The following is a 21175-nucleotide window of genomic DNA, read 5'->3' as shown; positions in this document are numbered from 1 at the left end:
GCATGATCAATTCGCCCCGAGTGTGTATTCAGGTACAAAGCGTCTACATTGAGGCGCAATCCTCACCTGATGATGAACGTTACGTTTTTGCTTATACCGTGACTATCCGCAATTTGGGGCGAGCGCCAGTGCAGCTGTTGGGGCGTTATTGGTTGATAACCAATGGTCATGGGCGCGAAACCGAAGTTCAGGGTGAAGGTGTGGTTGGCGTTCAGCCTCACATCGAACCTGGCGAAGAGTACCAGTACACCAGCGGCGCCGTTATTGAAACGCCGCTGGGCACCATGCAGGGTCATTACGAAATGATCGATGAGCAGGGCATCGCCTTTACTATCGATATTCCCGTATTCCGACTTGCCGTTCCAACACTCATTCATTAAAACAATTTCTATGGCAACATACCTGATTGGCGACGTTCATGGTTGCTACGATGAACTGGCAGCATTGCTGCATCAAGTAGACTTTACCCCTGGAAAAGACACCTTATGGCTCACCGGCGATTTGGTCGCGCGTGGGCCAGGATCGCTGGACGTCCTGCGCTATGTGAAATCGCTGGGCGACAGCGTGCGCCTGGTATTGGGTAATCACGATTTACACCTGCTGGCCGTGTTTGCCGGCATCAGCCGTAATAAACCCAAAGACAGAGTCACATCGTTGCTCGAAGCGCCGGATGCTGACGAATTAATCAACTGGCTTCGTCGTCAGCCGCTGTTGCAGGTAGACGAAGAGAAAAAACTGGTCATGGCGCACGCTGGCATTACCCCTCAATGGGATTTGCAGACCGCGAAAGACTGCGCACGGGACGTAGAAGCCGTGCTGTCGAGTGACTCTTATCCGTTTTTCCTTGATGCGATGTACGGTGACATGCCGAACAACTGGACGCCGGAGCTGACGGGGCTGGCCCGTTTGCGCTTTATTACTAACGCGTTTACCCGCATGCGTTACTGCTTCCCCAATGGTCAGTTGGATATGTACAGTAAAGAGTCGCCAGAAGATGCGCCAGCCCCGCTGAAGCCGTGGTTTGCCATTCCTGGACCGGTCAGTGAAGCCTACAGTATTGCATTCGGGCACTGGGCATCGCTGGAGGGCAAAGGCACGCCGGAAGGTATTTACGCGCTGGATACGGGTTGCTGTTGGGGGGGAGATCTCACCTGTCTGCGCTGGGAAGACAAACAGTACTTTGTACAGCCATCAAATCGCCATTTGAATCTGGACCCCGGCGAGGCGGTCAACGCCTGATAAGTCGTCTGCCGGATGCGGTGCTCGCACCTTATCCGGCCTACGAATGAGCCATCAGGCATCCAAATTAACGACGCTCCAGAATCTCGAAGCAGTAGCTGTGGGAGTTTTGCGCGTCGGCATCGTGGAATTCACTGAACACCGATTCCCAGTCATCCGGTTCGTAGTCCGGGAAATGCGTATCCCCTTCAACTTCCGCATCAATATGCGTCAGATACAGTTTCTGTGCTTTTGGCAGGAACTGCTCATACACGCGCCCGCCGCCAATCACCATGATTTCAGGTTCATCGCCACAGGCTGCAATCGCCTCATCAACAGACTTCACCCACTGCACGCGATCGTCGGTGCCGGGTTTGCTGCTGATGACGATATTTTTACGCCCAGGCAGCGGTCGCCCGATGGATTCCCAGGTATGGCGCCCCATGACAACCGGTTTGTTTAAGGTATTACGTTTAAACCAGGCGAGATCGGCAGGTAGGTTCCACGGCATGGCGTTCTCCATACCGATGACGCGATCTACCGCTAACGCCGCAATCAGACTGATCATTGATTATTTCCCGGATACAAAAAAATTGTCGCCACTATACGGAAAGCGCAATCTTTCGTCGACTAGCCAAAGGAAGATGTGCAGGAAAATTTTCTGTTCTGCTGGCGAGTCCGTGAATTCTGAGTGGACTCCCAGCATTACAGTCGTTCAAAAACAGCCAACTAGCAGTAAAGTTTGCAGAACATCACACTTTTTACCTTATGCTGACGGTTTTACTTCCGGCTCATCGGCGGTGTCGCCCGTATGTTTACCTTCATCCGTGCCTTGCCAGCCATGGCGTTGAATTAACGATAAATGTTGACGATCTTCGGCAATAATTTCACTCAGCATTGCGCTGGTACGCTTATAAACAGCCGCACGCGAAATCGCGTCATCTTCGCCTTTCACCATCTCCTCAACCATCAATATATTGAAGCGCCGGAAGACGTCGGCTCGCTCACGCGCTTCATAGCGCCCAAGCCCGAGACTTTCCAACGCCAGTCGCCCGGTTTTTAATGCTCCTTCAAAAGTTTCACGTTCCGGCATTTCCACCCCGGCCTGGCGCAGACGGATGTAGTGATCCACATCGCGCGCACGGGCAATAATGTGCAAATGCGGGAAGTGATCTTTCACCATCTCGGTCAGTTGCAGGCTGGTTTGGGGATCGTCGATGGCATTAATGATCACTTCCGCTTTGGCTGCTCCCGCAGACTCCAGCAGATCCATACGCGTCGCATCGCCATAGAAAACCTTCATACCAAATTTGCGCAACGTCTCAACATGATCCGGATCGTGATCAAGGACCACCATCTTGACGCCACTCGACAGCAGCAGACGACCGGTTATCTGGCCGAAGCGTCCAAATCCTGCGATGATTACCCGCGGTTGTTCTTCATCAATTTCATCTGCTTCACGTTCTTCACCGGTAGCGGATTTTTCCAGACGCGTCAGGACAACCAGTAAAATCGGTGTCGCCGCCATCGACAATGCCACCGCCAGCGTCAGCGCTTTCGCCCATTCGGGATCGAGCACGTTCGCCATTTGCGCCGCGCCAAATACCACAAAAGCAAATTCACTGCCCTGCCCTAATAATACGGCAAACCAGCGACGCTGCTTACCCGGCACCTGTAATGGCCGGGCAATAAGCCACAGCATCACAGTTTTAATTACCAGGAAACCGACCAACAGAACAATAATACGCAAGGGGTTATCAATTAGCGTACCGAAATCGATAGACATGCCCACGCCGATGAAAAACAGTCCTAACAGCAGGCCCTTAAACGGCTCAATATCGCTTTCCAACGCATGACGGTACTCAGAGCTCGCCAACAGAACGCCCGCCAGAAACGCGCCCATCGCCATTGATAACCCGACCTCTTCCAGCAGCAAACCAAAGCCGAAAACGAGGAACAGCGCGACGGCGCTGAACACTTCTCGCAGGCCCGAGCGGGCGACAAAACGCAATGCCGGACGCGTGACATAACGCCCTAACAGCACCACCAGCGTCAGCGCCCCCGCCACTTTAAGCGCCGACAGCGCAAATGCCCCCAGCGTTGTCGATGCACCGCTCGCTGCCAGCAATGGGATCATCGCCACCAGCGGAATGGCCGCGATATCCTGGAACAACAGCACGGCAAACGCGCTACGCCCCATTTGCGAAACCATCAGGTTACGTTCATTCATTGCCTGCATCGCAATCGCGGTGGATGAAAGCGCCAGCGTCATACCGATCAGCTCCGCCACCTGCCAGCGCAGCCCAAGGAACATACAGAACAGGCCAATCAGCCCGCCACAGACCACCATCTGCAATGCACCGCCGCCAAACACCGAGGCCCGCAGCTTCCACAGACGCTGTGGATCCAGCTCCAGACCAATAACAAACAGCATCAGCACCACACCGATTTCCGCAAAATGCAGGATAGATTCGGCGTCCGTCACCAGCCTCAAGCCCCACGGACCGATAATGCACCCGGCGATGAGATAGCCCAACACCGACCCTAAACCCAGCCGCACGGCGATGGGCACAATCAGTGCCGCCGAACCGAGATAAATCAGCGCCTGTATCAGCGTATGACTATCCATGGTGTTCCTCCTGCCATTCCATCAGACGTTGTTTATAGTGGCGCGCCTGCGCCTGTAGCGTTTCATCATCACAGATGAACGTACAGTGCATAGCAAACGGTGGCAGCCATTTGAGTCCGCAATACAACGCCGTGGCCTGTAAAGGCTGGGAAAGCACGTCAAAACCGGGGTGGGAACCGATATCAAAGTGGTTTTCACCGCCGCCAGTGGTTACTGCCCACATCAGGTGTTTGCCATGCAGCGCGGTACCGCCGTGACCATACGCCCAGCCGTGGGAGAGGACCTTATCCATCCACAGTTTGAGTAACGGAGGTGTGCTGTACCATTGCATAGGATGTTGCCAGATAATCAGGCTCGCACGTGACAGCGCGTCCTGTTCTGCGGCGATATCGATATTGAAATCGGGATAGAGTTCGTAGAGCGAACGAACCTCTACTCCCTCCAGTGTCCTTACCTGCTCAAGCATCCGCTTATTCGCATGCGAATGCTGCGGATAGGGATGTGCATAAATGATGAGAATCATGATTAGCCTGCGATCACTGCATTATTGTAATACCAGTGAGTTTAGTCAGTTAATCCGCAGGCTAACAGTCAATATTATTGAGTGGCTAAATGGAGAAAACTGAACTAATTATCCAGTTCACTCATATCCTTAACCTGATCGCGGTTAATCTGTTCCGTCTTACCCGTCTGGGCATTTTTGTACGATACCAGGCCCGTATCTTCATCCACTTGCGGTTTGCCATCGGTGACGATCGTTTTACCGTCGGTGGTTTTAACCGCCTGGTTTGAGGAGCAACCGGCAACGGTAAACAGTGCTGCGGCGGTAAAAATGGAGGTGATCAGAATATGTTTTTGCATGGTGTTCTCCCTGCTTTTCAGTCATTTTCAGTGATATACCCGTTAACTATAGGCTAACTGACTGAGTAGTAGGGAAAATACAGAACACTCTTAACCGCTCGCTCTGGACATCGATTTTCTACGAATCGTCATTTGACTGGTTTGCGCCAGCGTCAATCCTCGCGTTTCTGGCGCGAAGGCAATAGAAACCAGCAGGCCAATCAACGAAATCCCTGCCCCCATTAACATCACGGAGTTAATCCCATATTTCGTGATGAAGATCGGCAGCGCCCAGGTTGAAACAATGGTTCCGATGCGGCTCAACGACATGATCACACCAACGGCAGACGCACGAATATCGGTAGGGAACAGTTCATTAGGATACAGCCATTGCAGGTTCCCTGGACCTCCAGAGAAAAACGCATACACAGCGAAGGCCAGCACCACCAGCCAGGCCCCCATATCCGGGATCAGCCCCAGAGCGGCCAACGCCAGGGTCATCATAATAAAGCTGCCAATCAACAACGGTCGACGACCTGCGCTATTGAGCCAGAACATCGGTGGAATACAGCCCAGCATGAAGCACAGGCTGATCACCACATTACCCAACGCGGCGCTTTTCCCAACACCAAGGCCCAGCAAACCAACAATCTGCGGGCCAAAAGTGTAAATAGCAAACATCGGGATCACCTGGCAGGTCCAGATGGCCGCGACAAATGAGACAAATGGAAAGTGACGACGATTAAACAACTGAAGAAAACGGGTTTCCTGTGGCGCTTCTTCGTCGAACACCACCGGTTCGCCGAACAGTTTGATCATCATCGCTTCACACTCTTTCACCCGGCCTTTGCGCAACAGCCAGCGCGGCGATTCAGGAAGATCAAAACGGCCAATCAGGATCAAAATGCAGGGGATCACCGCGCTGCCGAGCATCCAACGCCATCCGCCCTCAACATCGTACAGCCAGTAGCCGACCAGATCGGCGCAGGTGGCACCGACATACCACATCGCGGCAATAAAACCGATGGAGAACGCACGTTGACGGGTATTGGAAAACTCGGTAATCATCGAGGTCGCAATCGGGTAATCAGCGCCAATGACCACCCCAATTAATACGCGCATCACTAACAATTCAACGGGCGAGGTCACAAACATCGTCGCCACCGATATCACGCCAATGGCGATAATATCGATAAGGAACATTTTGCGCCGCCCGACCTTATCGGAAATGTAACCAAACAGTGACGTACCAACAAATAGCCCAGCCAGCGTTCCGGCACCCAGCAGACCAATCCACTCGGCATCCAGTTTTAACGCTGGCGTGAGCTGCTCCAGCGCAACGCCAATCATCACCAGCACATACCCATCCAGAAATGGCCCACCGCTTCCCCACAGCATTATCCGGCGGTGAATAGAGGTAAATTTGATGTCATCAAAGTTTCTGGGCTGCTGCATAGCGACTTCCTGTTTCAACACGGGCAAAGCGTCATCTGTAGGCCGATAAGGCGTTTACGCCGCCATCCGGCATTGGCGCCACATGATTGCCGGATGGCGATGCTACCGCATCTTATCCGGCCTACGGGGCACAACCTCGTACTGATTAGCCGTAGCGGAACTCCACGCCAAACGTCCCGCGCGGGTATTCCCATTTTTCCAGCGCCGTATCAAGTCCGAGAATGCGGCACGTTCCGCACTCCAGGCACCCGGCGTAATCAAAACGCACGCTGCCATCATCCTGCTTTTTATACAGCCCCACCGGACAGGCCTTAATCAGCACCTCCAGCGCCTGTTTATCCGGCTGCGTTTTCAGAATGATATGTGGGCTCTCTTCATCCACATTGAATTTATTGACGCCCAGTTTGACGTCCACATTGACGGGAGATGTCATAATACGGTCACTCCTTTCAGGCCATCTTTCATCAGATTGATGAAGCCCACTTTCTTCGCATGGCGCAGGATTTTTTTACGCATGGGTACCGGGGCTGAACCATCGACGGTGAACAGGTCGCGCGCGATACTGACCGCCATTTCAGGATAGGCGGTAAACATGCGTGGGTTATCAAGAAATGCAGGCAGTTTTTGATACATGCGCATGTCGCGCATCGGGCCATCATCCAGGTGCTGATGGTATTCGCCGAGCGACTGCTTGCTAAAGTCGTCACGCGTCATGGCAGAAAGCACCGTCTTCGCCGCCGCCTCACCTGCCGATATCGCTAAATCCATACCGCGGATGGTGAAGCCAAGATTCATACACATCCCGGCAGCATCACCGGCAATCAGGACGCCATCGCCTACCAGCTCTGGCTGCATATTCATTCCGGCTTCCGGTACGACGTGTGCGGCGTATTCCACCAGCTTGCCACCGGCAATCAGCGGTGCTACAGCCGGATGCTGTTTGAAATCTTCCAGCATCTGCGGGACCGATTTTTTCGCGTCTTTCAGATGATGAAGACCACAGACCAGCCCCAGAGAGAGCGTTGTTTCGTTCGTATAGAGGAAGCCGCCTCCCATCAGGCCATCGGTTGGCGACCCGGCAAACAGACAGGCGGCGCCTTCGTTACCCTGCAACTGAAAGCGATCCTCAATCACCGACTTTGGCAACTCGATCAGCTCTTTCACGCCAACGGCAACATGCGATGCCTGAACGCGCTTTGCCATACCCAGCTTTTCAGCCAGCAGAGAATTCACCCCGTCGGCGAGGATCACCACTTTCGCTTCCAGAATATCGCCGTCGGCTTCCACGCCCACGACTTTGCCTTCGCGCTGCACAACGTTATCCACGCGAATACCGGTGATGAGCTGAGCGCCGGCTTCTTCGGCCTGTTCCATCAGCCAGGCGTCAAACTTACTGCGTAATACGGAATAAGAAACCTGCGACGATGTTGCATCCTCACCGTTGCAGTAATCGATGGTCATCGCCCCTTTGTCGGTCATAAAGGCGAGTTTTTCGTGGGTAATCACACGTTCAATCGGGGCTTGTTCTGCAAAACCTGGGATAATGCGCTCCAGGCTATGCGCATACATGCGCCCGCCGGTGACATTCTTCGCGCCAGCAGAATTTCCGCGCTCGATAACCAACACTTGTGCACCTTCGCGAGCGAGCACCAGCGCCGCAACCGAACCGGCCAGGCCTGCACCCACGATGATGGCATCAAAGATATCTTCGGACATAACAAACTCCTCTCTGCAGCAGGGTACTCTCGTACCCTGCCCGATATGGTTTAGCGCGCTAAGGCAGCCGTCAGCGCAGGCAGGATCTTCAGTGCATCACCAACGATGCCGAAATCCGCGTGCTGGAAGATCGGTGCATTTTTGTCTTTGTTGATAGCGAAGATTGTTTGCGCGCCGTTGGCGCCAACCATATGTTGGATCTGCCCGGAGATCCCCACTGCCAGATACAGTTCAGGCTTCAACATCAGGTTGGAGATGCCGACGTAGCGTTCGTGCTCCATCCACTTCTCGTTTTCTGCCACCGGACGGGAACAGGCCAGCTCAGCGCCAATCGTCTGGCACAGCGCTTCAGCCAGAGAGATATTCTCTTTGCTGCCAATACCACGTCCCACGCTAACCACCAGACGGGCTTTATCAAGATCAACGCTGTTGCTCTGACGCGCCTGAGTTGCCGTACGCGTCACGGCAATGGTCGGAGCCTGCCATTGCACCGTGTGCATCTCTCCGCTGCGGGAGGTGTCTGGCTGTTGGGCGTCAAACGTTCCGCTACTAAGCGTCAGTACGGCAAACGGTGACGCGATGGTTTCCGCTCCCATTGCCAGGCCACCGTAGACCATATGTTTGACCGCGGCTTTTCCGTCCTGCAATGTCACTGCACTGGCATCGTTGGAAACTGCCGCTGATAAACGAAAACCCAGTTTTGCCGCTAACAGCTTGCCACGACGCGTATTCGGCAGCAGTACCGCCCCCCCTTCGCTGTGCTGACGAATCGCCTCAGCCATTACCCCGGCGTAATCCTCCATCATGCGATCTTCTGGCTTACCGCTGAGCAACCAGGCATGATCCGCACCCAGTTGGAATGCCATCGCGCTATCAGCGTCACTCAGTACGAATGTGTTAACTTTTTCACCTAAAGCCTGCGCACCACTCATCAGTTCCGGCAGACGAGAAGGGGTATCGCTGAATACCCAGACACTGGAAAACTTGTTCATAACATCCCCTGATAATTAAATGATTTTGCGAAGATTCTCGACAAACGCGGCAATCTGTTCTTCACCGTCACCTTCAATCACAACGCGTTGACGCTCGCGTTGTTTCGGTGCGGCAACCTGTTGTACGGAATACGCCTGTGCGCCAGTAAACCCAATGTCCGCTGGCGACCAGACCTGAACCGGCTTTTTCGCCGCACCGAGAATGGCTTTCATGGAAGGGATTTGAGGGGTGTTGATGTCAGTTGAGACCGCAATCACCGCTGGCAGCGGTATGCTTAGGGTTTCGACTTCATCTTCCAGTTCACGTTCTACCGTCAACGTGCTGTCGGTAAGAGAGAGGATTTTACTCACACCGTTAATCGCCGGGATATTCAGCGCTTCGCCCACCAGCAGACCAACCTGCTGTGCGTACAAATCGGAAGAACCATCACCACAGATAAGCAGATCAAAGCCTGATTTTTGTGCGGCAGCGGCCAGCGCGCTTGCGGTATGTTGTGGCAGCGCCTGTTCAAACTGCTCGTCAATCACCACAATCAGTTCATCAGGACCACGGGAGAGCACATCTTTACGCCCTTTGGCATTGGTCAGTGCTTTCCCACCCACGCTCATGGCGACGACCTGTGCCTCACCTTGTTGCTGTTTTAACTGACACGCAGCTTCAATTGCATTCAGATCATATTGGCTGATTTTGCCATCCGCTTTGCTGAAATCGAGTGTTCCGTCAGCATTATTAATTGCAATATCCTGTTCATCAGGTACGCATTTGTAGCAAGTAATTATCTTCATTGCATCTCCAGAAATCATGAAGGAAACGTTATTTATATCGGCGGTGTTAAATACAAATATCACGCTCTTTAATTCGGAAATAAAACATTAATCACCAATATTGAAAATGTCACACATTGAAATTCGTAACTTTCAATAGTGTTACATGCCTCACCAATATTGAACAAAACATGTCAAACAGGAAAATTTTCAATATTGTTTGCTGGTTCAACAATATTGAAAGACAAACACTTAAAAAAGTTAAAAAACCAACATCAACCCATTGAATATAAAGATGTAAAGTTGATTTTTAAGCCAAAATTACCAGCATAAAAAAGTGTGACGCACATAACAGAACCACCCGTTACGAATACCCATTATGAGTTACTCATTGAGGCGCCCCAGAGGTTAAACAGTTATCAACAAATCATTAATAATAAATAAACAAAGATTACAAACGGGAACGCTAAATAAATTTCGTTTTCACACTGGAATTCAATTATGAAAAATGAAAAGAGAAAGTCGGGAATTGAACCTAAGGTTTTCTTTCCGCCATTAATAATTGTCGGGATACTTTGCTGGCTAACAGTGAGAGATCTCGATGCCGCTAATGTGGTTATTAATGCAGTATTTAGTTATGTCACCAATGTCTGGGGTTGGGCATTTGAATGGTATATGGTCATCATGCTCTTCGGCTGGTTCTGGCTGGTTTTTGGTCCGTACGCCAAAAAGAAATTAGGCGACGAAAAACCAGAATTTAGCACCGCCAGTTGGATTTTCATGATGTTCGCCTCCTGTACATCCGCTGCCGTACTGTTCTGGGGCTCGATAGAGATCTACTACTATATCTCTACGCCCCCCTTTGCTCTCGCCCCGAACTCAACAGGAGCGAAAGAGATAGGCCTGGCATACAGCCTGTTCCACTGGGGACCGCTGCCGTGGGCAACCTATAGCTTCCTCTCCGTTGCCTTCGCCTACTTCTTCTTTGTGCGCAAAATGGACGTCATCCGCCCCAGCTCTACACTGGTGCCGCTAGTTGGCGAAAAACATGCAAAGGGCTTGTTCGGAACGATCGTCGATAACTTCTATCTGGTGGCGCTGATCTTTGCGATGGGTACCAGTCTCGGTCTGGCGACACCGCTGGTAACCGAGTGTATGCAGTACCTGTTCGGCATTCCGCATACGCTGCAATTAGACGCCATCATCATTACCTGCTGGATCATCCTGAACGCTATTTGCGTAGCCTGTGGCCTGCAAAAAGGGGTCAAGATCGCCAGTGATGTGCGCAGCTACCTGAGTTTCCTGATGCTCGGTTGGGTGTTCATCGTCAGCGGTGCCAGCTTCATCATGAACTACTTCACCGACTCCGTCGGCATGCTGCTGATGTATTTACCGCGCATGTTGTTCTATACCGATGCTATCGGCAAAGGCGGCTTCCCGCAGGGCTGGACCGTCTTCTACTGGGCATGGTGGGTCATTTACGCCATCCAGATGAGTATCTTCCTGGCACGTATTTCTCGTGGTCGTACCGTACGTGAACTGTGCTTCGGGATGGTGCTGGGCCTGACCGCGTCGACCTGGATCCTGTGGACTGTCCTTGGCAGTAACACGCTGTTGCTGATGGATAAAAACATCCTCAATATCCCGCAGTTGATTGAACAACACGGTGTGGCACGCGCCATTATCGAAACCTGGGCCGCCTTACCGTTTAGCACCGCCACGATGTGGGGATTCTTTATCCTCTGCTTCATTGCCACTGTCACTCTGATTAACGCCTGTTCCTATACCCTGGCGATGTCGACCTGTCGCGAAGTTCGCGACGGTGAAGAACCTCCGCTGCTGATCCGTATCGGGTGGTCCGTCCTGGTCGGCGTCATCGGCATCGTTCTGCTGGCGCTGGGTGGGTTGAAGCCCATTCAGACCGCAATTATCGCCGGGGGATGTCCGCTGTTCTTCGTCAACATCATGGTGACGCTGTCCTTTATAAAAGACGCCAAAGTGCACTGGAAAGACAAGTAATTCTCATTAACCCAATTGATCAAGAGGCTGAAAGATGGATTTCAACTTAAATGACGAGCAGGAACTGTTTGTCGCCGGTATTCGTGAACTGATGGCCAGTGAGAACTGGGAAGCTTATTTTGCCGAGTGCGATCGCGACAGCGTCTACCCTGAGCGTTTTGTAAAAGCGCTGGCGGATATGGGCATCGATAGTCTGTTGATCCCGGAAGAACACGGTGGTCTGGAAGCCGGTTTCGTCACCGTTGCCGCCGTCTGGATGGAACTGGGTCGTCTTGGCGCCCCCACTTACGTGTTGTACCAATTACCGGGAGGTTTTAACACTTTCCTGCGTGAAGGCACCCAGGAGCAAATTGATAAAATCATGGCGTTCCAGGGAACCGGTAAGCAGATGTGGAACTCGGCGATCACCGAACCGGGAGCAGGATCGGATGTTGGTAGTCTGAAAACCACTTATACACGCAAAAATGGTAAGGTTTATCTTAATGGCAGTAAGTGCTTCATCACCAGTAGCGCCTATACCCCGTATATCGTGGTGATGGCGAGAGATGGTGCATCGCCGGATAAACCTGTTTATACCGAGTGGTTTGTTGATATGAGCAAAGCAGGTATCAAGGTCAACAAGCTGGAGAAACTTGGTCTGCGCATGGATAGCTGCTGTGAAATCACCTTTGATGACGTCGAACTGGATGAGAAAGACATGTTCGGTCGGGAAGGTAATGGTTTCAACCGCGTAAAAGAAGAGTTTGACCACGAACGTTTCCTCGTCGCGCTGACCAACTACGGTACGGCAATGTGCGCCTTTGAAGATGCGGCGCGCTACGCTAATCAGCGTGTACAGTTTGGCGAAACTATCGGCCGTTTCCAGCTGATTCAGGAGAAGTTCGCGCATATGGCGATCAAACTGAACTCCATGAAAAACATGCTGCTGGAAGCCGCATGGAAAGCGGATAACGGCACCATTACTTCGGGTGACGCGGCAATGTGCAAATACTTCTGCGCCAACGCCGCGTTCGAAGTGGTAGACAGCGCTATGCAGGTACTGGGTGGCGTGGGTATCGCGGGCAACCATCGCATTACCCGTTTCTGGCGTGACCTGCGCGTTGACCGTGTTTCTGGTGGCTCTGACGAAATGCAGATCCTGACGTTGGGTCGTGCGGTACTCAAGCAATACCGCTAAGTGGGATGCCGGATGGCACTTCGCTTATCCGGCCTACAACTAACTGCCAGGAGCAAAATTATGAATCATTTATCCATGCCAACCTTTGGGCCACTTGCCGGGCTGCGGGTTGTCTTTTCAGGCATTGAAATTGCCGGGCCGTTCGCCGGGCAAATGTTTGCCGAATGGGGTGCGGAAGTTATCTGGATAGAGAACGTGGCATGGGCCGATACCATCCGCGTGCAACCCAACTACCCGCAGCTTTCACGCCGTAATCTGCACGCACTCTCGCTCAATATTTTCAAAGATGAAGGTCGGGAAGCGTTTCTGAAATTAATGGAAACCACCGACATCTTCATCGAAGCCAGTAAGGGCCCGGCCTTTGCCCGTCGCGGCATTACTGATGAGGTATTGTGGGAGCATAACCCGAAACTGGTTATCGCCCACCTTTCCGGCTTCGGTCAGTTTGGCACCGAGGAGTACACCAATCTTCCGGCTTATAACACCATCGCGCAGGCATTCAGCGGCTATCTGATCCAAAACGGCGACGTTGATCAACCTATGCCCGCCTTCCCATACACCGCCGATTACTTTTCTGGCATGACCGCAACCACCGCCGCGCTGGCTGCGCTGCACAAAGTGCGCGAAACGGGTAAAGGGGAAAGTATTGACGTTGCCATGTACGAAGTGATGCTGCGTATGGGTCAGTACTTCATGATGGATTACTTCAACGGCGGCGAAATTTGCCCGCGCATGACCAAAGGTAAAGACCCCTACTACGCCGGTTGCGGTCTGTATAAATGTGCTGATGGCTACATCGTTATGGAACTGGTTGGTATCACGCAAATCAACGAGTGCTTTAAAGATATTGGTCTGGCTCACATCCTCGGTACCCCTGAAGTCCCGGAAGGAACTCAGCTTATCCATCGCGTTGAATGCCCATACGGCCCATTAGTCGAAGAAAAACTGGATGCCTGGCTGGCGCAACACACCATTGCCGAGGTCCAGGCACGCTTTGCCGAACTGAACATCGCTTGCGCGAAGGTGCTGACGATTCCAGAACTGGAAGGCAACCCGCAGTACGTTGCCCGTGAATCTATCACTCAGTGGCAAACGATGGATGGTCGCACCTGCAAAGGGCCAAACATCATGCCGAAATTCAAAAATAATCCGGGGAAAATCTGGCGTGGCATGCCATCACACGGCATGGATACCGCCGCCATTCTGAAAAATATCGGTTATAGCGAAGCAGACATAAATGAGCTGGTCGGCAAAGGCCTGGCCAGGGTTGAGGAATAAACGCGACGCGCTAACCCACGGGTTTGGTTAGCGCTCACGCCTGTTTTCAGTGGATAAAGCAATATGGATATCGTTGGCGGACAAAACTTACGTCAGATGTGGGACGACCTGGCCGGGGTGTACGGAAATAAAACGGCACTTATTTTCGAATCCTGCGAAGGAAGCGTTCAGCAGTTTAGCTATGCCTCGCTTAATGAAGAAATTAACCGCACGGCGAATCTTTTCCATTCTTTAGGGGTCCGCAAGGGCGATAAGGTCGCATTGCATCTGGATAACTGTCCGGAATTCATTTTTTGCTGGTTTGGACTGGCAAAAATCGGCGCCATTATGGTCCCGATTAATGCCCGTCTGCTGGGTGAAGAAAGCGCCTGGATTCTGCAAAACAGTCAAGTGCGCCTGCTGGTCACCAGCGCCCAGTTTTATCCTATGTACCGCCAGATACGCCAGGAAAACGAGACACCACTGAATCACATCTGTCTGATTGGCGATCGGCTTCCGGCGGATGACGGCGTAAGCCACTTTTCCCTCCTGAAAGACCGACAGTCAGCCACGCTATGCTATACGCCCGCGTTATCTACTGACGATACGGCGGAAATTCTGTTTACCTCAGGCACCACCTCACGTCCCAAAGGGGTGGTAATTACCCACTACAACCTGCGTTTTGCAGGTTACTACTCTGCCTGGCAAATCGCCCTGCGCGATGATGACGTCTACATGACGGTGATGCCTGCGTTTCATATCGACTGCCAGTGCACGGCTGCAATGCCGGCATTTTCATCAGGGAGCACCTTCGTGCTGATTGAGAAGTACAGCGCCCGGGGCTTCTGGGACCAGGTACGTCGATATCAAGCGACGGTGACGGAATGCATCCCGATGATGATCAGAACGCTGATGGTACAGCCCGCCTCGCCGACGGACAGGCAACATCATCTGCGTGAAGTGATGTTCTACCTCAACTTATCAGAGCAGGAAAAAGACGACTTTACCGGGCGTTTTGGCGTCAGGCTGCTGACCTCCTACGGTATGACAGAAACCATCGTCGGCATTATTGGCGACCGTCCAGGAGACAAACGGCGCTGGCCTTCAATTGGTCGTGTCGGTTTTAGCTATGAAGCTGAAATTCGCGACGACCAAAACCGTCCCCTGCCCGCCGGTGAAATGGGCGAAATCTGCATTAAAGGCGTGCCGGGCAAAACCATCTTCAAAGAGTACTACGCGCAACCGGAGGCAACCGCCAAAGCGCTGGAACCTGAAGGCTGGTTACATACCGGTGATTCGGGCTATCAGGATGAGGATGGCTATTTTTATTTCGTCGACAGACGCTGCAATATGATTAAACGCGGCGGAGAAAATGTCTCCTGCGTCGAGCTGGAAAATATTATTTCTGCACATCCGAAAATTCAGGACATTGTGGTTGTCGGTATCAAAGACACTATCCGTGATGAAGCGATTAAAGCATTTATTGTCCTGAATGAAGGTGAAACATTAAGCGAAGCCGAGTTTTTCAGCTTCTGCGAACACAATATGGCGAAATTTAAGGTTCCCTCTTTTATGGAGATCAGAACCGACCTGCCGCGAAATTGTTCAGGGAAAATAATTAAAAAAAATCTGAAATAACCTCTCTGGCAGGAATATCTCCTGCCTGAAAACCTATTTATCTGGAGATGAACCATGAGTGAATCATTACATCTGACCCGCAATGGCCCGATTCTGGAAATTACGCTGGACAGGCCCAAAGCCAATGCCATTGACGCCAAAACCAGCTTTGCCATGGGTGAAGCGTTTCTTAATTTTCGTGACGACCCGGAATTACGCGTAGCGATTATCACCGGCGGCGGTGAGAAATTCTTTTCTGCGGGCTGGGACTTAAAAGCGGCGGCTGAAGGTGAAGCGCCGGACGCCGATTTTGGCCCAGGCGGCTTTGCCGGTTTAACCGAAATATTCGATCTCGATAAACCGGTCATCGCTGCGGTAAACGGCTATGCATTTGGTGGTGGTTTCGAACTGGCGCTGGCGGCCGATTTTATCGTCTGCGCAGAGAACGCCAGCTTCGCCCTGCCGGAAGCCAAACTCGGTATTGTACCGGACAGTGGCGGCGTACTGCGTCTGCCGAAACTGCTGCCGCCGGCTATCGTCAATGAAATGGTGATGACCGGCAGACGCATGAGCGCCGAAGAAGCGCTGCGTTGGGGGATTGTGAACCGTGTTGTTAGCCAGAGTGAATTGATGGACAGCGCCCGCGAACTGGCGCAACAGCTGGTGAATAGCGCCCCACTGGCTATCGCCGCGCTGAAAGAGATTTACCGTGCGACCAGCGAAATGCCGGTGGAAGAAGGCTACCGTTACATCCGTAGCGGCGTACTGAAACATTATCCCGCTGTCCTGCACTCTGAAGATGCGCTGGAAGGACCACAGGCATTTGCGGAAAAACGCGATCCGGTGTGGAAAGGTCGTTAATGTGCCGATGCCGGATAGCGATTCGCTTATCCGGCAATAAAACCGAGATAAAACGATGAGCTACTACGCCTTTGAGGGCCTGATCCCGGTGGTACATCCGGATGCCTTTATCCATCCCAGCGCCGTACTGATTGGCGATGTCATTGTGGGTGCCGGAGTTTATGTTGGCCCGCACGCGTCATTGCGTGGTGATTATGGTCGCTTGATCCTGGAGGCAGGTTCTAATCTGCAGGATGGCTGCATTATGCACGGCTACTGCGACACCGACACCATCGTGCATAAGAACGGGCACATCGGCCATGGCGCAATCCTGCACGGTTGCGTGGTGGGCAGAGATGCGCTGATCGGCATGAACAGCGTCATTATGGACGGCGCAGTGATTGGCGAAGAGAGCATTGTCGCCGCCATGAGCTTTGTCAAAGCCGGCTTTCAGGGAGAGGCAAGGCAGATGCTGGTAGGCTCACCCGCTCGCGTATTGCGTGAAGTCACGGACCAGGAACTGCACTGGAAACGGCTAAACACCAAAGAATATCAGGATCTTGCAATCCGCTGCCAAACAGGTCTACACGAAACACTGCCCTTAACGCGGGTCGAAGAAAACCGGCCGCGCCTGAAAGGCACGACGGACGTAAAACCCAAATCAGCACAGTAATTGATGCCGGATGCGCTCACGCTTATCCGGCTTACGCGTCAATCACCGTTTATGCCACCATCAGGCAAACTAATTATTAGCGACGCATACTCTTGGAGAGCATCATCTGCCATTTCTGCTCACGATTAAGCTCTGTTGGAGGAACAGCGGACAGGCGCGGCGTTTTCGCCACACTTACCTTTTTTTCCTGCAAATTGTGATTCAATCGGCGGTAGAGATGAGAATCAATACTAATGACTTTTACCAGACGCTGGCACTGGCAGCCCCGACCAGCAATCTGATTCGGGATCATCTTAACTTCACAAACAATTTCTCCCACTTCCGACAGAATATAAGAGAGCGTATTAATTGCTTTGCAGTGTTCAATATCAAAATGGCGGGAAATTTCCTTGGCGGTAATCCAACGATCCTCAACCATCATCCAGTCGGCAATTAACAAATAAAGCGGTCTTTCAACATATTTTTCACACATAAGCACACCATTTCACAAATTAAAAATCTGGCTACGGCCTGTCCAAATTAATAAAAACTAAGCCATATTAAAATTGTGGATATAAAGGATAGTATGCGACTTAAATATTGAATAGTGTGAGCAATATCGTGCTTATTACATTGAAAATGTGGTTACGTAAACGGACTTGTCCAGGAATGACCTTACGCAAGATAAAAAAGGGTTTCTTTACAGAAACCCTTTCAAAATTATATTACAGGTCCGGTTAGAGCAATATCCGCCGGACCCTTTATTTACGACTTTTTGATCTGCGCGTGCATTTCCTGAACCGACGTCACCTTCTCGGTAGCATCAGCATTCAGCGCCATTGCTGTGGCGAAACCGCCGTTCAGCGTAGTGTCATAATGCACTTTATACTGCAGCGCGCTACGGCGAATCAGCTTGGAGTCTTCAATGGCCTGACGACCTTCGGTGGTATTGATGATGTAGGTATATTCGCCATTCTTAATACGGTCCTGAATGTGCGGACGACCTTCATGCACCTTGTTCACCAGGCGTGGATTGATACCCGCTTCACCCAGAACAATCGCGGTCCCGTGCGTCGCATCCAGCTCGAAGCCAAACTTCAGCAGTTTCGCCGCAAGGTCAACCACGCGCTCTTTATCGCCTTCGCGAACGGAGAGCAGCGCACGACCCTGTTTTTTCATGGTGGAGCTGCTGCCCAGCTGTGCCTTAGCGAACGCTTCGGCAAAGGTACGCCCTACGCCCATGACTTCACCGGTAGAGCGCATTTCTGGTCCTAACAGCGGGTCAACGCCCGGGAATTTATTGAACGGCAGCACCACTTCTTTTACCGAGTAGTACGGCGGGATGACTTCTTTGGTAACGCCCTGCTGTGCCAATGTTTTACCCGCCATCACACGTGCCGCCACTTTCGCCAGCGGTACACCAGTGGCTTTAGAGACGAACGGAACGGTACGCGCCGCACGTGGGTTCACTTCAATCAGGTAAACTTCGTTGTTCTTCACGGCAAACTGGACGTTCATCAGACCGCGAACCTGCAGTTCGAAGGCCAGTTTCTGCACCTGTTGACGCATGACGTCCTGAATTTCCTGACTCAGCGTATAAGCAGGCAGAGAACATGCGGAGTCACCGGAGTGCACGCCCGCCTGTTCGATGTGCTCCATGATACCGCCAATCAGCACCATTTCACCGTCGCAGATAGCATCCACGTCAACTTCTACCGCATCGTCGAGGAAGCGGTCCAGCAGCACTGGCGCATCGTTGGAAACGCTCACCGCCGTCTGGAAGTAGCGACGCAGGTCAGCTTCGTCGTAGACAATTTCCATCGCGCGGCCGCCGAGAACGTAGGACGGACGCACCACCAGCGGATAACCGATTTCTTTTGCTTTCTCAACAGCCTGCTCGATAGCGGTTACGGTGGCGTTGGCCGGTTGCTTCAGCTTCAGACGGTCAACCGCCTGCTGGAAACGTTCACGGTCTTCGGCACGGTCAATCGCATCCGGGCTGGTGCCGATAACCGGAACACCTGCAGCTTCCAGCGCACGAGCCAGTTTCAGCGGAGTCTGGCCGCCGTACTGAACAATAACGCCTTTCGGCTTCTCGATACGCACGATTTCCAGCACATCTTCCAGCGTCACCGGCTCGAAGTACAGACGGTCAGATGTGTCGTAGTCGGTGGAAACGGTTTCCGGGTTACAGTTGACCATGATGGTCTCGTAACCGTCTTCACGCAGCGCCAATGAGGCGTGTACGCAGCAGTAGTCGAATTCAATCCCCTGGCCGATACGGTTCGGACCACCGCCCAGCACCATAATTTTGTCGCGATCCTGAGTCGGATTCGCTTCGCACTCTTCTTCATAGGTGGAGTACATGTAGGCGGTGTCGGTGGAGAATTCTGCGGCACAGGTGTCCACGCGCTTGTATACCGGGTGCAGCTGATACTGTTCACGCAGTTTGCGAATTTCTGCTTCGCGCACGCCCGCCAGTTTAGCCAGACGCGTATCGGCGAAGCCTTTGCGTTTAAGCATACGCAGGAAGTCAGCGTCGAGGCCGTTAATGCCCACGTCAGCCACTTTTTCTTCCAGACGCACCAGCTCTTCAATCTGTACCAGGAACCAGCGGTCGATGTTGGTCAGGTTGAACACACCATCGACAGACAGGCCAGCGCGGAACGCATCAGCGATGTACCAGATACGCTCAGCGCCTGCGTCTTTCAGCTCACGGCGGATTTTAGTCAGCGCTTCCGGATCGTCCAGGCTTACTTTCGGGTCAAAACCGGTCGCGCCCACTTCCAGACCGCGCAGCGCTTTCTGCAGGGATTCCTGCTGGGTGCGGCCAATCGCCATCACTTCACCAACAGATTTCATCTGGGTAGTCAGACGGTCGTTTGCGCCCGCAAATTTCTCGAAGTTAAATCGTGGAATCTTCGTCACAACGTAGTCGATGGACGGCTCGAAGGATGCCGGAGTACGACCGCCAGTGATGTCGTTCATCAGCTCATCGAGGGTGTAACCCACCGCCAGTTTCGCCGCTACTTTCGCAATCGGGAAGCCTGTTGCTTTGGACGCCAGCGCTGAGGAACGGGATACACGCGGGTTCATTTCGATGACGATCAGACGACCATTTTTCGGGTTTACCGCAAACTGGACGTTAGAACCACCGGTTTCCACGCCGATTTCACGCAGTACCGCCATCGAGGCGTTACGCATGATTTGATATTCTTTGTCGGTCAGCGTCTGGGCTGGTGCTACGGTGATGGAGTCACCGGTATGGATGCCCATGGCGTCGAAGTTTTCAATGGAACAGACGATGATGCAGTTGTCGTTTTTATCACGCACCACTTCCATCTCGTACTCTTTCCAACCAATCAGCGATTCATCAATCAGCAGCTCATTGGTTGGGGAAAGGTCCAGACCGCGTTCGCAGATTTCTTCGAACTCTTCGCGGTTGTAGGCGATACCGCCGCCGGTGCCGCCCATGGTGAAGCTAGGGCGGATAATGCACGGGAAGCCAACATCAGCGGCAACCGCCAGCGCTTCTTCCATGGTGTGGGCGATGCCTGAACGCGCGGTGTCGAGGCCGATTTTTTTCATCGCGATGTCGAAGCGACGACGGTCTTCCGCTTTATCAATGGCATCTGCCGTCGCGCCAATCATGGTGACGCCGAACTCAGCCAGTACGCCCTGGCGTTCCAGTTCCAGCGCACAGTTCAGCGCTGTCTGACCGCCCATGGTTGGCAGCACCGCATCCGGGCGTTCTTTCTCAATAATTTTGCGTACTACTTCCCAGTGAATCGGCTCGATGTAGGTGGCATCGGCCATTTCCGGGTCGGTCATGATGGTTGCCGGGTTTGAGTTCACCAGAATAACGCGGTAACCCTCTTCACGCAGGGCTTTACACGCCTGCGCGCCGGAATAGTCAAACTCACACGCCTGACCGATTACAATCGGACCCGCGCCCAGAATCAGGATACTTTTTATGTCTGTACGTTTTGGCATGGCTC

Annotated in this window: 19 protein-coding genes; 8 read left to right on the top strand and 11 right to left on the bottom strand. The window is 52.5% G+C overall.

The annotated features are described in order from the left end of the window. Nucleotides 1–2: 2 nt before the first annotated feature. Both apaG and apaH read left to right on the top strand, forming a co-directional pair. On the top strand, nt 3–380 hold the full coding sequence (gene apaG / locus RYZ59_RS09330) for a Co2+/Mg2+ efflux protein ApaG (RefSeq protein WP_003018867.1): 378 nt from the start codon (nt 3–5) through the stop codon (nt 378–380). 10 nt (nt 381–390) lie between these two features. After that, nucleotides 391–1239: a bis(5'-nucleosyl)-tetraphosphatase (symmetrical) ApaH gene (apaH, locus tag RYZ59_RS09325; protein WP_137383753.1), complete on the top strand. Its 849-nt coding sequence runs from the start codon at nt 391–393 to the stop codon at nt 1237–1239. A gap of 67 nt (nt 1240–1306) precedes the next feature. Here the strand turns inward: apaH and folA are convergent, their stop codons facing one another. From folA to RYZ59_RS09280, 9 genes are all read right to left on the bottom strand, one after another. Beyond that, the gene (folA, locus tag RYZ59_RS09320) at nt 1307–1786 is read right to left on the bottom strand and encodes a type 3 dihydrofolate reductase (protein WP_003018873.1); all 480 of its coding nucleotides are present in this window, start codon (nt 1784–1786) and stop codon (nt 1307–1309) included. A 198-nt stretch (nt 1787–1984) separates the two neighbouring features. Then, a complete protein-coding gene (kefC, locus tag RYZ59_RS09315; protein ID WP_318047558.1) occupies nt 1985–3847 on the bottom strand; it encodes a glutathione-regulated potassium-efflux system protein KefC in 1863 nt (620 codons plus the stop codon). Then, nucleotides 3840–4370 (bottom strand): glutathione-regulated potassium-efflux system oxidoreductase KefF, encoded by a 531-nt coding sequence (gene kefF / locus RYZ59_RS09310; protein WP_048212726.1) that lies wholly within the window; start codon nt 4368–4370, stop codon nt 3840–3842. Before kefF ends, kefC begins: the two co-directional genes overlap by 8 nt. A gap of 104 nt (nt 4371–4474) precedes the next feature. Continuing rightward, the gene (locus RYZ59_RS09305; protein WP_040230165.1) at nt 4475–4708 is read right to left on the bottom strand and encodes a YgdI/YgdR family lipoprotein; all 234 of its coding nucleotides are present in this window, start codon (nt 4706–4708) and stop codon (nt 4475–4477) included. Between the two features lie 90 nt (nt 4709–4798). After that, on the bottom strand, nt 4799–6142 hold the full coding sequence (locus tag RYZ59_RS09300) for an MFS transporter (protein WP_318047562.1): 1344 nt from the start codon (nt 6140–6142) through the stop codon (nt 4799–4801). A 145-nt stretch (nt 6143–6287) separates the two neighbouring features. Continuing rightward, on the bottom strand, nt 6288–6575 hold the full coding sequence (gene fixX, locus RYZ59_RS09295) for a ferredoxin-like protein FixX (protein WP_318047564.1): 288 nt from the start codon (nt 6573–6575) through the stop codon (nt 6288–6290). Further along, nucleotides 6572–7858, bottom strand: coding sequence for an FAD-dependent oxidoreductase (locus tag RYZ59_RS09290; RefSeq protein ID WP_202039533.1), 1287 nt, complete (start codon nt 7856–7858; stop codon nt 6572–6574). The genes fixX and RYZ59_RS09290 overlap by 4 nt, the downstream gene beginning before the upstream one ends. A 50-nt stretch (nt 7859–7908) precedes the next feature. Then, on the bottom strand, nt 7909–8850 hold the full coding sequence (locus RYZ59_RS09285; protein ID WP_318047566.1) for an electron transfer flavoprotein subunit alpha/FixB family protein: 942 nt from the start codon (nt 8848–8850) through the stop codon (nt 7909–7911). Nucleotides 8851–8865: 15 nt separating this feature from the next. Then, entirely contained in the window at nt 8866–9636 is a 771-nt protein-coding gene (locus RYZ59_RS09280; protein WP_318047568.1) for an electron transfer flavoprotein FixA, read from the bottom strand. 480 nt (nt 9637–10116) lie between these two features. Here RYZ59_RS09280 and caiT point away from each other — a divergent pair, with 480 nt between their 5' ends. From caiT to caiE, 6 genes are all read left to right on the top strand, one after another. Beyond that, nucleotides 10117–11634, top strand: a complete 1518-nt coding sequence (gene caiT / locus RYZ59_RS09275; RefSeq protein ID WP_318047569.1) for an L-carnitine/gamma-butyrobetaine antiporter — start codon at nt 10117–10119, stop codon at nt 11632–11634. A 34-nt stretch (nt 11635–11668) separates the two neighbouring features. Beyond that, on the top strand, nt 11669–12811 hold the full coding sequence (caiA, locus tag RYZ59_RS09270) for a crotonobetainyl-CoA dehydrogenase (RefSeq protein ID WP_137383761.1): 1143 nt from the start codon (nt 11669–11671) through the stop codon (nt 12809–12811). Between the two features lie 60 nt (nt 12812–12871). Continuing rightward, complete coding sequence (gene caiB / locus RYZ59_RS09265; protein WP_318047572.1) at nt 12872–14089, top strand: L-carnitine CoA-transferase; 1218 nt, start codon at nt 12872–12874, stop codon at nt 14087–14089. Between the two features lie 63 nt (nt 14090–14152). Beyond that, nucleotides 14153–15706: a crotonobetaine/carnitine-CoA ligase gene (caiC, locus tag RYZ59_RS09260; RefSeq protein ID WP_318047574.1), complete on the top strand. Its 1554-nt coding sequence runs from the start codon at nt 14153–14155 to the stop codon at nt 15704–15706. Nucleotides 15707–15760: 54 nt separating this feature from the next. After that, nucleotides 15761–16546: a crotonobetainyl-CoA hydratase gene (gene caiD / locus RYZ59_RS09255; protein WP_318047575.1), complete on the top strand. Its 786-nt coding sequence runs from the start codon at nt 15761–15763 to the stop codon at nt 16544–16546. A gap of 55 nt (nt 16547–16601) precedes the next feature. Next, a complete protein-coding gene (gene caiE, locus RYZ59_RS09250; protein ID WP_318047577.1) occupies nt 16602–17198 on the top strand; it encodes a carnitine operon protein CaiE in 597 nt (198 codons plus the stop codon). 76 nt (nt 17199–17274) lie between these two features. Here the strand turns inward: caiE and caiF are convergent, their stop codons facing one another. Further along, nucleotides 17275–17670 carry a carnitine metabolism transcriptional regulator CaiF gene (gene caiF / locus RYZ59_RS09245; protein WP_318047579.1) on the bottom strand — a complete coding sequence of 132 codons (396 nt, stop codon included), beginning with the start codon at nt 17668–17670 and terminating at the stop codon, nt 17275–17277. Nucleotides 17671–17942: 272 nt separating this feature from the next. After that, a complete protein-coding gene (gene carB / locus RYZ59_RS09240) occupies nt 17943–21170 on the bottom strand; it encodes a carbamoyl-phosphate synthase large subunit (protein ID WP_318047581.1) in 3228 nt (1075 codons plus the stop codon). Between the last annotated feature and the right edge of the window lie 5 nt (nt 21171–21175).

The organism is Citrobacter sp. HN-141, from assembly GCF_033341895.1.
Classification (GTDB): domain Bacteria; phylum Pseudomonadota; class Gammaproteobacteria; order Enterobacterales; family Enterobacteriaceae; genus Citrobacter.
This window is presented reverse-complemented; position numbering and strand designations above follow the sequence as displayed.